The following is an 11,974-nucleotide window of genomic DNA, read 5'->3' on the forward strand; positions in this document are numbered from 1 at the left end:
GTCAATCCAGCGGTAACGCTCGAATCCCGTCTGCATCGATCTTCAGATAGCCGCCACGGCGCTCGCCGTGATCGAGATCCCAGTCCGGCAGAACCCAGCGCGTGCCGCCCGGCTCACGATGCCGCGCGGGCAGATGCGTATGCCCATGAATGATCGTCGCCGTCTTCGATTTCTTGAACAATGCGGCGACCCCTGCCGGGGTCACGTTGTATTTGATCGACATCGGTCGCGTACGGCCATGCTCGCTCTTCGAGCGCATGTTTTCGGCGAGCTTGCGACGCCAGCGAAACGGCCACGCGAGAAATAGTGTCTGCGCGAGCCGATTGCGCGCGAAACGCCTGAACAACTGATAACCGCGATCCGCGGTGCACAGGCCGTCGCCATGGGCGAGCGCAATGCGTGTGCCGAACGCGGTGATCACGAACGGATCGGGCAGCCAGATCGCGCCGGCCGCTTTCATGAAGCGCTTGCCCAGCAGAAAGTCGCGGTTGCCGTGCATGATGTAGAGCGCGATGCCGCGCTCGGACAGCGTGTGCAACAACGTCGCAATATGCGCGACGAACGGCTCGCTCAGCATGTCGTCGCCGACCCAGTACTCGAACAGGTCGCCGAGGATGAACACCGAATCGGCCGCTTCCGCGTTCACGCGGATGAAATGCTCGAACGCGGCGACCGTGCGCGGAATCGCCTCGCTCAGATGCAGATCGGAGAGGAAGAAGAAAGGGCGTGCGGCGTGCGGGCGTTGGCCCTCGCCAGGCACGCCCGCGGCGACGCTTCGCAGCGGCGTCTCTTGCAGCATTGAAGGTGCCTGATTTCAGTTCAAACGAGTCGACGCCCGCGTGGGGCGCGACTCACTCACGGTTTAGCCGACGACGACAGCCTTTTCGATCACGACGTCATCGACCGGCACGTCCTGATGGAAGCCCTTCGAGCCGGTCTTGACCTTGCGGATCTTCTCGACCACGTCCATGCCTTCGACGACCTTGCCGAACACCGCGTAGCCCCAGCCTTGCGGCGTCGGCGACGAATGGTTCAGGAAGTCGTTGTCGTTCACGTTGATGAAGAATTGCGCGGTCGCCGAATGCGGGTCGTTGGTACGCGCCATCGCGATCGAGCCGTTCTCGTTCTTCAGACCGTTGTTCGCTTCGTTGGTGATCGGCTCGGCCGTCGGCTTCTGCTTCATGCCGGGTTCGAAGCCGCCGCCCTGGATCATGAAGCCGTCGATCACGCGGTGAAACACCGTGTTGTCGTAGTGGCCGGCCTTCACGTAGTTCAGGAAGTTCTCGACCGACTTCGGCGCCTTTTCGGCGTTCAGTTCGAGTTTGATGACGCCGTGGTTCGTATGCAGTTCAACCATGATGGAATCCTTTGATGAACAGGTGGATAAAAGGCGCGGCGCGTCGTCATGCGCTGACGACAGGCCGCGCCGGGGCGTTGGTTGGGGCCGGGCTGCGACCGCGCGTGGTCGCTAGCTCACCCGCTCTTACTTGCTCACCACCGTCGCCGACTGGATCACGATCGGCTTCTGCGGCACGTCGCGCATCGGACCGCGCGTGGTGGTGGGCGTGCCTTCGATGCGCTTCACGACGTCCATGCCGCCCGTGACCTTGCCGAACACCGCGTAGCCGTTGCCGTCCGGATTCGGGTAGTCGAGATTGGCATTGTCCACCGTGTTGATGAAGAACTGTGCGGTGGCCGAATTCGGGTCGCTCGTGCGCGCCATCGCGAGCGTGCCCGTGGTGTTCTTCAGACCGTTGCGGCTCTCGAGCGGAATCGGCGCGCGCGTCGGCTTCTCGACGAAGCTTTGCGTATAGCCGCCGCCCTGGATCATGAAGCCAGGAATTACGCGATGAAAGATCGTGCCGCTATATTGGCCCGCTTTCACGTAGTCGAGGAAATTCGCGACTGTCTTTGGCGCTTTCTCGGGATAGAGTTCGACGCGAATGTCACCCTCCGACGTCTTCAGCAGCACGGTGGGGTGAACGGCCTGCGAACCGGACTGCGCAAAGGCGGGTGCGTTTGCGATCAGGGCGGCGCTGCCGAGCGCCAACATCAACCATTTCATGAAAATCCTCGGGGTTGGAGAAAACGTGCGGCCGGCAACGAGCCCGGCGCTTAGCGCGACGGCGCCATGTATGGCGGCATGGCGAGCGAGCCATTCGGGCCGCCGAACTGGAAGCTCGGGCTTTCAATGATGTTCGACGTGGGGTGCGCGGCGGGCGCGGTTTCCCCGGCAGCGGGCTGCGACGCCGCGGCGGCGGGAGCCGCGGGCGACACCACCTTCTGGATGTCCGCGAGACGCTGCGCGGTGCGCGGGCTCGCCTTGCCGAGGCTCTCGGCGCGACGGTAAGCGGCATCGGCCAGGCGCAGATAGAGGTCGCCAAGGTTTTCGAACGCGAGGCCGTAGTTCGGATTGACCTGGGTGGCCATCTCGAGCGCGGCGCGCGCTTCGCTCAGGCGACCTTGCCTCGCGAAGAGCGTGGCGAGGTTGTTGTACGGCTCGGGCAACTCGGGATACAGCTGCGTGAGTTCGGTGAACGCGGCGATTGCTTCGTCGTCGCGATTCAGATGCACGAGCACGTTTGCGCGTTTGAACTTCGCTTGTGCGTCGCGAGGATTCGCGGCGACGCGTGCATCGAGTTGGGTCAGTGCGGCTTGCCAGTTCTTCTGCGCGATCGACGCGTCGATTTCCGGCGTATTGTCGCGCACGGCAGGGCCTTGCGGCATCACCGCGGCCTTCTGCGCATAAGCGCTCGCGACCGGCACCGCGGCAAGCGCGGCAACCAAGGTGACGCGCCATGCGAGGGCGCGCGCCGCTTCGAAAGTAACGCCGCCAACAACGCCGCCGACAACGTCGCCAAACGCAGTCGCGGCGAGGGTCGCAGCGCTGCGCGCGCGGCCGCTGGAGTGTTTCATAGGCTTAGGTCTGGATGTTATACTCCGAGCCATTCTAACAAAAGGTCTGCGCGTTCCGTCGAACCGCCGACTGTCTTTTCGCCACTCGTGGCCGTCTCCGCCCGGTTCGCAGCGTCGTCTGCAGCCAGATCGCCGCACGAGGGTGCGCCGGTTTAAGCTGTATGCGATGCACCCGTTGTCCTGTTCGTATCGCGGGTCGCGGCGCGCATGAAGCACAATGCGGACTTCTTTCGGCCCACGCACCGCTCTCTATGGAATCTCTGCGCATCTACAACACGCTCGCGCGTGACAAACAGACTTTCGTGCCGCTGCGCGAAGGTGTCGTGCGGATGTACGTCTGCGGGATGACCGTGTACGACTATTGTCACGTCGGTCATGCGAGGGTGATGGTCGTGTTCGACGTCGTGCAGCGCTGGTTGCGCACGCTCGGCTACGACGTGACCTACGTGCGCAACATTACCGATATCGACGACAAGATCATCAAGCGCGCAGTCGAGAACGGTGAAACCATCAAATCGCTGACGGATCGCTTCATCGCCGCGCTGCATGAAGACGCGGACGCGCTGGGCATCGAGCGTCCGGACATCGAGCCGCGCGCGACCGACTTCATTCCGCAGATGCTCGGCATGATCGAAACGCTCGAGGAAAATGGCTACGCTTACCAGGCGAGCGATGGCGACGTCAACTACGCGGTACGCAAATTCGCAGGCTACGGCAAGCTGTCGGGCAAGTCGCTCGAAGACCTGCGCGCGGGCGAACGCGTCGCGGCCAACGACGCGAAACAGGACCCGCTCGACTTCGTGCTGTGGAAGCAGGCCAAGCCCGAGGAGCCGGCCGACACCGGGTGGGACTCGAAGTACGGGCGTGGTCGTCCCGGTTGGCACATCGAGTGCTCGGCGATGGGCTGCACGCTGCTCGGCGACCAGTTCGACATTCATGGTGGCGGCCAGGATCTGCAGTTTCCGCACCACGAAAACGAGATCGCGCAAAGTGAGGCCGCGACCGGACAAACATTCGTCAATTACTGGATGCACAACGGCTACGTACAGATCGACAATGAGAAGATGTCGAAGTCGTTGAACAATTTTTTTACGATTCGTGAAGTGCTCGCGCAGTACGATGCAGAGGTGGTGCGCTTCTTCATCGCGCGCGCGCATTATCGCTCGCCGCTGAACTACAGCGACGTGCATATCGACGACGCGCGCAATGCACTCGCGCGTTTGTACACGGCGTTGAAAGACGTGACGCCCGATAGCGCCGCGCTCGACTGGAACGAAGCGTACGCGCAGCGTTTCCGGACGGCGATGAATGACGACTTCAACACGCCGGTGGCCGTGTCGGTGCTGTTCGAACTGGCCACTGAAGTGAACCGCACGCGCGATCCCGCGCTGGCCCGTCAATTGCGCGCGCTTGGCGCGGTGCTCGGGCTGCTCGGTCGCGAACCGCGTGCATACCTGCAGCAGGCAGCGGGTGCTGCAGCCGAGGGCGCGCTCGAGCCCGCTGCGATCGAAGCGAAGATCGCCGCGCGCATCGCCGCCAAGAAGGCAAAGGACTATGCGGCAGCAGACCGGATCCGGGCTGAATTGCTCGATGCCGGCGTTGCCCTTGAAGACAAACCCGGCGGGTTGACCGAGTGGCGGCGCGTGTGAGCGCACCTCGTACTTCCCTCTGAACGACTCGCCAGGCAGGAGGCAGGATGGCAACGGCCACGAAGACGCCGGCTAAACGCGCGACGTCTCAAACCAGTGCGGCAGCCGCAGCGACGGCTACCGCAGCAACGGCTGCCGCAGTTAAATCGACGCGTGCGTCGACTCGTGCGGGCGGTGGCGCGGTAGACAAAGCGCCGTCGAAAGCCGGCTCGGCGGCGCCGAAGAAGAGCGCGGCCAAACGTTCGCTCAATGGCGCGGGCGGCGCGGTCACTGAAGTCGCGCATGCACCTGCGAAACGCGCAGGCGCGGCCTCGCGTGCGAAAGGCAACGGCGCGGTGCCGGCCAAACTTGCAGGCGAGCTCGCCCGCGACGTGCAGGAGCTCGCGCGCGACACGAACGCGGGCGAAGTCGTACGCAAGACGCGCGTATCGGCCGCCTCGGCGAGCACGGTAAGCGCGGGCGGCGAAGCGGCTGGCGTCGCATCGCTCGCGAACGAAGTTGCGGTGCCGGTGCAGATCGGCGGTCTCGCGCCCGAAGTTACGCGTCCCGCGTATTGGGACAAGGCGTGCGCGGATCTCGTCAAGCGCGATCGCATTCTGAAGAAGCTGATTCCGAAGTTCGGGCCCGTGCATCTGCTGAGTCGTGGCGATCCGTTCGTCACGCTTGCGCGCTCGGTGGTCGGCCAGCAGATTTCGGTCGCGTCGGCGCAGGCGGTGTGGGCGAGGGTCGAAGCGGCCTGTCCGAAGCTCGTGCCGCAGCAGTTCATTAAGCTCGGTCTCGAGAAGCTGACCGGGTGCGGCCTGTCGAAGCGCAAGGCCGAGTACGTACTCGATCTCGCGCAGCACTTCGTATCGGGCGCGTTGCACGTCGGCAAGTGGACGTCGATGGACGACGAGGCGGTGATCGCCGAACTCACGCAGATTCGCGGCATCGGCCGCTGGACCGCGGAAATGTTCCTGATCTTCAACCTGTCGCGTCCCGACGTGCTGCCGCTCGACGACCTCGGGTTGATCCGCGCGATCAGCGTCAACTATTTCAGCGGCGAACCCGTCACGCGCAGCGAAGCGCGCGAGGTTGCCGCGAACTGGGAGCCGTGGCGCACGGTGGCGACGTGGTATATGTGGCGTAGTCTCGATCCGTTGCCGGTCGACTACTGAAGAAGAACAGGAAACGAAGCCGTTTCAAAGACTATCGCGGATATGATGTCGATAGTTGAGAAATGGTTTTGACATCGGCGCGCGCGGTTAGAATACGCGCTGCCCGGTAAGTCCAAGGATTAAAACCAATGAAGACCACGTTTCTGGATTTCGAACAGCCGATCGCTGAACTCGAAGCGAAGATCGAAGAATTGCGCTTCGTGCAGGACGACTCGGCCGTCGATATTTCGGAAGAGATCGAGCGGCTGTCCAAGAAGAGCCAGCAGCTCACCAAAGATCTGTATGCGAACCTCACACCGTGGCAGGTTTCGCAAATCGCCCGTCATCCGCAGCGTCCGTACACGTTCGACTACGTGAGCGAGCTGTTCACCGACTTCCACGAACTGCACGGCGACCGCAACTTCGCGGACGATCTGTCGATCGTCGGCGGTCTCGCGCGTTTCAACGGTCAGGCGTGCATGGTGATCGGTCATCAGAAGGGCCGCGACACGAAAGAGCGCGCATTGCGTAACTTCGGCATGCCGCGTCCGGAAGGCTATCGCAAGGCCGAGCGTCTGATGCGCCTCGCCGAGAAGTTCGGCCTGCCGATCTTCACGTTCATCGACACGCCGGGCGCGTACCCCGGCATCGGCGCGGAAGAGCGCGGCCAGTCCGAAGCGATCGGCCGCAATCTGTACGTGATGGCCGAGCTGAAGACCCCGCTGATCGCGACGATCATCGGCGAGGGCGGCTCGGGCGGCGCACTCGCGATCGCGGTGGCCGACAGCGTGCTGATGCTGCAGTTCTCGACCTATTCGGTGATTTCGCCGGAAGGCTGCGCGTCGATCCTGTGGAAGAGCGCCGCGAAAGCGCCGGAAGCAGCGGAAGCGCTTGGCTTGACCGCGCATCGTCTGAAGGCGCTCGGTCTGATCGATAAGATCGTCAACGAGCCGCTCGGTGGCGCGCATCGCGATCCGAAGGGGATGGCCGCGATGCTGCGCCGCGCGCTCGCCGATTCGCTGCGCCAGTTCCAGGGCATGAGCACCCACGACCTGCGCGAACGCCGTTTCGAACGGCTGATGGCGTACGGCAAATTCAAGGAAACGACGCCGGGCGCATAAGCCCGCGCGTTGGCCTGTCTCTATCGTCCACCGGCGCTGTCCGCGCTAACGACGTGACCACCACCGCAGACTCATCCGCCGAGCGCCTCGTGATCGAAACGCTCGGCGCGGCGTTGTCCGGGCTCGATCCGAACGCGCGCATTGCGGTCGCATTCAGCGGCGGTGTCGATTCAAGCGTGCTGCTCGATGCGGCCGCGCGTGTCGCGGGTGCGTCGCGTTGTATCGCGCTACACGTGCATCATGGTTTGAGTCCGAATGCCGATGCATGGCTTGCACATTGCGAGGCTTTCGCGCGCGAACGTGGCGTCGAATTCGACGCGCGACGCGTGGACGTTTCGCGCGCGCCGGGCGTGAGCATCGAGGCCGCGGCGCGCGACGCGCGTTATCGCGCGCTCGACGCGATGTGCGCAACGCACGGCATTCGCACGCTATGGCTCGCGCAGCATGCCGACGATCAGGCCGAGACCGTGCTGCTGCAACTGCTGCGCGGCGCGGGGCTCGCAGGTCTCGCGGCGATGGCGCCCGGCTCGCTGCCGGCGGGTGCGTCGACGACCCGTGTGCGGCCGCTTTTGCATCTGCTGCGCGCGCAACTCGAACACTATGCGAGCGCGCGCAAGCTGCGCTGGATCGACGACGAATCGAATGCGGACATGCGTTACGCGCGCAACGCATTGCGTCATCAGGTGATGCCGGTGCTCGCGGTGCACTTCCCGGGCTTTCGCGATGCGCTCGCGCGCACGGCCGCGCATGCGGGAGCGGCGCAGCGCCTGCTCGATACGCTCGCGCGCGCGGACATGGAGAGCGCGTCGCGCGATGAAGGACGCGCGCTCGCGCACGACGCGCTGCTTGCACTGGACGACGATCGCGCACTGAATCTGCTGCGCTACTGGATGCGTACGCTCGGCTTCGTCGCGGCATCGAGCGCGCGTGTAGCGGATGCGCTGCGGCAGTTGCGCGAAGTTGGTGCGGGGCAGGACGGACATCGTTTGCGCATCGATCACGCGGGGCATGCGTTGCGCAGCTATCGCGGTCTCGTTTACTGGGAGGCCGGCGATAGCAGCGAGCCCGCCGACGAAACCGCGCTCGTCGAGCGCGAGATCAGCGAACTCGCGTGGCAGGGGCAAGAGGTCTGGCATTTACCGCAATGGCGCGGCACGTTCGTGTTTGCGGTGGTGGATGCAGCCGCTGGTTCCGACGCATCCGACGCATCCGACGAAGCGCCACGTGACGAAGCATTCCACACGGTTCCCGTCAGCGTCCTGCTAAGAGCGTCGCTAAGCGTGCGGGCGCGCCGCGGCGGCGAACGCATGCGCATCGGTGCGCCGAATGCGCCGAGCCGCACGCTGAAGAACCTGTTTCAGGAACGCGGCATTCCCGCATGGAAGCGCGACGTGCCACTGCTTTACGTCGGCGATGAACTGCTGTTCGTGCCGCTGATCGGGGTGAATCGGGGAACAGTGCACGACGTATCCCGGGAGCGCGAAGCGCGGGTGAAAATCGTCTGGCGCGAGGATCTGCTGATTGCCTGAGCGCCCGACCGACAGTCGCGCAAGCCGCGCGCACGAATGTCGAAATCGTGAAATAGGGCGCAAATCAACGATAAAACAGGCGATTGCAGGCCCGATTTGACGCATTTGAACCCTCGTTGCGTCTTGTCTTTTTGTGCCTAATCAGGTACTTTAGCTTGTTTGCCCGACCCGATTTCGCCGTCGCTTTTGTCGCTCTCGGTCGTTATTAGTGCCGGTTGGCGAGCGTGATCCGTCGCCGCCGTTCAAATCCGATCAGCCATTTGCGATCTCATCCCGGGCAAATCCGCGCGTGCTGCACGCGTGCTGCATCTACGCCGCCACACACTTCGCCGCCGTTCACGAGACGTTGCGCCCCTGTGCTTTCTGTGCGGTCGTCTCCAGCGCGCCAGCGCGGTTTCTCTTCAAGTTCAGAACGACAATGGCACTCATCGTACATAAATACGGCGGCACCTCGATGGGCTCGGTCGAGCGCATCAAGAACGTCGCCAGGCGCGTCGCGAAATGGCACAAGGCTGGCCACCAGATGGTCGTCGTGCCGTCGGCAATGTCCGGCGAAACCAATCGCCTGCTTGGCCTCGCGAAAGAAATCACGACTCAACCGAGCCCGCGTGAACTCGACATGATCGCCGCCACCGGCGAGCAGGTCAGCTCGGGTCTGCTCGCGATCGCGCTGCAGGAAGCCGGCGTCGACGCGGTCAGCTACGCAGGCTGGCAGGTGGCAGTCAAAACCGATAGCGCATTTACGAAAGCGCGCATCAGCGAAATCGACGACGAGCGCGTCAAGCGCGACCTCGCAGCCGGCAAGGTGGTCGTGATCACCGGTTTCCAGGGTATCGACCCCGAAGGCCACATCACGACGCTCGGCCGTGGCGGCTCGGACACGTCGGCGGTCGCGGTCGCGGCCGCGCTGAAGGCCGACGAGTGCCTGATCTACACGGACGTCGACGGTGTGTACACGACCGACCCGCGCGTCGTCGAAGAAGCGCGCCGGCTCGACCGCGTGACGTTCGAAGAAATGCTGGAAATGGCCAGCCTGGGTTCGAAGGTGCTGCAGATCCGCTCGGTGGAATTCGCCGGCAAATATCAGGTGAAGACGCGCGTGCTGTCGAGCCTGACCGATCCGCTGATGCCGCTCGACGAAGAAATGAAGTCGGGCACCCTGATTACTTTTGAAGAAGACGAGACCATGGAAAAAGCAGTCATCTCGGGCATCGCGTTCCAGCGCGACGAAGCTCGTATCGCCGTGATGGGCGTGCCCGACAAGCCGGGCATCGCGTATCAGATTCTCGGCCCGGTGGCGGACGCGAATATCGACGTCGACATGATCATCCAGAACCAGAGCGTCGAGGGCAAGACGGCGTTCACGTTCACCGTTGGCCGCGGCGACTATGCGCGCGCAATGGAGATCCTCACCGGCACGGTGAAGGCGCACGTGCAGGCCGAGCAGGTGCTGGGCGACCCGAAGGTGTCGAAGGTGTCGGTGGTCGGCGTGGGCATGCGCTCGCACGTCGGTATCGCCAGCAAGATGTTCCGCACGCTGTCGGAAGAGGGCATCAACATTCAGATGATCTCGACCTCGGAAATCAAGATTTCGGTGTTGATCGACGAAAAGTACATGGAGCTCGCGGTGCGCGCGCTGCATAAGGCCTTCGAACTCGATCAGGCATAAATGGCGGGAAAAGCGGGGCGCTCCAGAGCGCCCCGTTTGTTTTGTGGCGTTCACGTGAACGAATTGCGTCGCGAGACGCCAGGTTGGCACAAATAATGTTCGTCAGACATTGACCTTATCGGCCCGGCCCGCTATTATCTTGGCTTCGTCGCACTGACTCCCTGTGCGACAGAAAGTTTGGGAGACGTGGCCGAGAGGTCGAAGGCACTCCCCTGCTAAGGGAGCATCTGGGCCAAAACCTGGATCGAGGGTTCGAATCCCTCCGTCTCCGCCAGCAATGGTGGCGAAACCCCGCAGAGTCTAGGCTCTGCGGGGTTTTTGTTTTTCAGCAGGTCTTTTCGATTTTGATCTCGCTCGACACCTCTCGCCGATTGTTCCGTCAGCTCGCTGCAGGCTGTGCGCGGTGAAGTCCGGTCGGCCATCGACTCGTCCGGTGGCAGGTAGCGCCCGATCCGTCAGCGTATGACGACGTCCGTCGTGGATATGCAGGTCTCCTGATGAATGTCTGGCGCCGTCGGCGCCCGCGCCGGCCCACAGACGACTCAGTGGACAGCAGCAACGGCTGCAGTTCACAACGTGCCCCGTAACCGGCCTTGCGGCGCTTTGCGCCGAGTCGGGCGTGGCCGCGATGCGCCTACCCGTAAGCTCTGTCAAATTTCGGATAATTCTTAATATACGATCCAGAACGAATTTAATATTAAGAATATGACATGCATTGCGTCTGCGCATCAATAAACATCTGTTCGGCATTTGCATTCATTGACAAATATTTCGTTTTTATACTATTTCGAATATTGGTGGGTGCGCCGACAATACGCGATAATAAGACGCTGCAGACGGTAATTGCCACCTTTGCCGGAGTTATCCGGCGACGTAAAGATCGGTCACGGTTGGTGCTGGTTTAATGATTTTGTATTGGATTCCAATAATCTAAACAAGTTGCTTTTAACTGTGCTGTCGATCTTTGTTCTCATGGCGGAATGGGCATTTTGAGGTTTGGGAAGATTCTTAAAATCGGTTTTCAATGATGGAGTTGTGATAGGCAACCATCATCTGGAGGTGGGTTTTGCTTACTAAGATTGCTATCGCGGACGGCAATTCGATTCTGCGGATAGGAATGCGGTGCATTTTCGGAAGCCAGGCAGGCTTGCGAGTAGTCGGCGAGGCGGAAAACTCCACGGCAATCATCGAGTTGCTTCGGGAAAAGGAGGTCGACGTCCTGCTGAGTGATTTCGAGATCCGCGGGGACATATACGGAGACGGCGGCTCCCTGATGGCACTGTTGCGACGGACCTATCCGTCCACCAAGGTCATCTTCGTCACCATGCTCACCAATCCTTTGTTATTGAGAGCGGTCATCAATTCGCGGGCGCATGGCGTATTGCTGAAAAACGACTCGCCAGAAGAGGTGATTAGTGCGGTGCGTCTGGTTTCACGCGGTCAATTCTATATTGCGCCGTCAGTGCAGCGCATCACCGGTATTAACCATTGCGAAGAACTCGAAGCAAGGAAGGTCGGACATCTGTCGGCGCGTGAAGGGGAGGTGCTGCGATTGTACGTCAGCGGAATGAGTATCAGTGAAATTGCGACATTAAGACATCGGAGCCTGCAGACGGTCAGTACCCAGCGCAAACAGGGCATGAAAAAGCTCGGCTTTACCAACGATCGCGAGCTGTTTGAATACATGTTGCCCGCGCGACGCTAGTTTTTCGGCAAACGGACAGCGCAAACCATTGGTCCGGGTGGTTGGATCAAATTATTCCAAAAAATAACGATAAAGCGATCGAATAATTTGCGGGATTGCTGTCGTCTGCAAAAGCAATGTAATAATTCGTCGTCACCCCGGAGCAGCGCAAAAGGCGTGGCGACATTCACCATGCGGCGGCTCCGGTTTTTCTGGACACAGAGTTGGGGTAAAACGTGTGATCCAAACTGGAGTAGTTGATGTTGAAGA

The 11,974-nt window shown here is 61.8% G+C and carries 11 protein-coding genes and 1 tRNA gene; 7 read left to right on the forward strand and 5 right to left on the reverse strand.

The window, feature by feature from the left end; translation table 11 throughout:
- Position 1: 1 nt before the first annotated feature.
- The 4 genes from EVC45_RS18690 to EVC45_RS18705 all read right to left on the reverse strand — a co-directional run bounded on the left by EVC45_RS18690 (position 2) and on the right by EVC45_RS18705 (position 2,916).
- Positions 2 to 799 carry a UDP-2,3-diacylglucosamine diphosphatase gene (locus tag EVC45_RS18690; RefSeq protein WP_129959454.1) on the reverse strand — a complete coding sequence of 266 codons (798 nt, stop codon included), beginning with the start codon at positions 797 to 799 and terminating at the stop codon, positions 2 to 4.
- Between the two features lie 63 nt (positions 800 to 862).
- The gene (locus tag EVC45_RS18695) at positions 863 to 1,357 is read right to left on the reverse strand and encodes a peptidylprolyl isomerase (RefSeq protein ID WP_129959456.1); all 495 of its coding nucleotides are present in this window, start codon (positions 1,355 to 1,357) and stop codon (positions 863 to 865) included.
- Between the two features lie 126 nt (positions 1,358 to 1,483).
- Positions 1,484 to 2,065 (reverse strand): peptidylprolyl isomerase, encoded by a 582-nt coding sequence (locus EVC45_RS18700; protein ID WP_129959458.1) that lies wholly within the window; start codon positions 2,063 to 2,065, stop codon positions 1,484 to 1,486.
- Positions 2,066 to 2,115: 50 nt separating this feature from the next.
- A complete protein-coding gene (locus EVC45_RS18705) occupies positions 2,116 to 2,916 on the reverse strand; it encodes a tetratricopeptide repeat protein (RefSeq protein ID WP_129959460.1) in 801 nt (266 codons plus the stop codon).
- A gap of 251 nt (positions 2,917 to 3,167) precedes the next feature.
- Between EVC45_RS18705 and cysS the strand changes: the two genes are divergently transcribed.
- The 7 genes from cysS (at position 3,168) to EVC45_RS18740 (ending at position 11,725) form a co-directional block, all read left to right on the forward strand.
- Complete coding sequence (cysS, locus tag EVC45_RS18710; RefSeq protein WP_129959462.1) at positions 3,168 to 4,565, forward strand: cysteine--tRNA ligase; 1,398 nt, start codon at positions 3,168 to 3,170, stop codon at positions 4,563 to 4,565.
- 47 nt (positions 4,566 to 4,612) lie between these two features.
- Positions 4,613 to 5,722 (forward strand): DNA-3-methyladenine glycosylase, encoded by a 1,110-nt coding sequence (locus EVC45_RS18715; protein ID WP_129959464.1) that lies wholly within the window; start codon positions 4,613 to 4,615, stop codon positions 5,720 to 5,722.
- Between the two features lie 128 nt (positions 5,723 to 5,850).
- A complete protein-coding gene (locus EVC45_RS18720; RefSeq protein WP_129959466.1) occupies positions 5,851 to 6,822 on the forward strand; it encodes an acetyl-CoA carboxylase carboxyltransferase subunit alpha in 972 nt (323 codons plus the stop codon).
- A 53-nt stretch (positions 6,823 to 6,875) separates the two neighbouring features.
- Entirely contained in the window at positions 6,876 to 8,351 is a 1,476-nt protein-coding gene (gene tilS, locus EVC45_RS18725; protein WP_129959468.1) for a tRNA lysidine(34) synthetase TilS, read from the forward strand.
- Between the two features lie 418 nt (positions 8,352 to 8,769).
- A complete protein-coding gene (locus tag EVC45_RS18730; RefSeq protein WP_129959470.1) occupies positions 8,770 to 10,020 on the forward strand; it encodes an aspartate kinase in 1,251 nt (416 codons plus the stop codon).
- A gap of 180 nt (positions 10,021 to 10,200) precedes the next feature.
- A tRNA-Ser gene (locus EVC45_RS18735) sits at positions 10,201 to 10,294 on the forward strand.
- Positions 10,295 to 11,086: 792 nt separating this feature from the next.
- Positions 11,087 to 11,725, forward strand: coding sequence for a response regulator (locus EVC45_RS18740; RefSeq protein WP_129959472.1), 639 nt, complete (start codon positions 11,087 to 11,089; stop codon positions 11,723 to 11,725).
- Here EVC45_RS18740 and EVC45_RS46165 read toward each other — a convergent pair.
- A partial coding sequence (locus EVC45_RS46165; protein ID WP_211193437.1) for a hypothetical protein occupies positions 11,722 to 11,974 on the reverse strand: 253 nt, incomplete at its 5' end. The two genes, EVC45_RS18740 and EVC45_RS46165, sit on opposite strands and share 4 nt — an antisense overlap.

This window comes from Paraburkholderia sp. UYCP14C (assembly GCF_004197395.1).
Classification (GTDB): Bacteria; Pseudomonadota; Gammaproteobacteria; order Burkholderiales; family Burkholderiaceae; genus Paraburkholderia.

Excerpts from the sequence above, each read along its gene's own strand:
- EVC45_RS18690 (WP_129959454.1), bottom strand. The coding sequence starts at position 799 with ATGCTGCAAGAGACGCCGCTGCGAAGCGTCGCCGCGGGCGTGCCTGGC.
- EVC45_RS18695 (WP_129959456.1), bottom strand. The coding sequence starts at position 1,357 with ATGGTTGAACTGCATACGAACCACGGCGTCATCAAACTCGAACTGAAC.
- EVC45_RS18700 (WP_129959458.1), bottom strand. The coding sequence starts at position 2,065 with ATGAAATGGTTGATGTTGGCGCTCGGCAGCGCCGCCCTGATCGCAAAC.
- EVC45_RS18705 (WP_129959460.1), bottom strand. The coding sequence starts at position 2,916 with ATGAAACACTCCAGCGGCCGCGCGCGCAGCGCTGCGACCCTCGCCGCG.
- cysS (WP_129959462.1), top strand. The coding sequence starts at position 3,168 with ATGGAATCTCTGCGCATCTACAACACGCTCGCGCGTGACAAACAGACT.
- EVC45_RS18715 (WP_129959464.1), top strand. The coding sequence starts at position 4,613 with ATGGCAACGGCCACGAAGACGCCGGCTAAACGCGCGACGTCTCAAACC.
- EVC45_RS18720 (WP_129959466.1), top strand. The coding sequence starts at position 5,851 with ATGAAGACCACGTTTCTGGATTTCGAACAGCCGATCGCTGAACTCGAA.
- EVC45_RS18730 (WP_129959470.1), top strand. The coding sequence starts at position 8,770 with ATGGCACTCATCGTACATAAATACGGCGGCACCTCGATGGGCTCGGTC.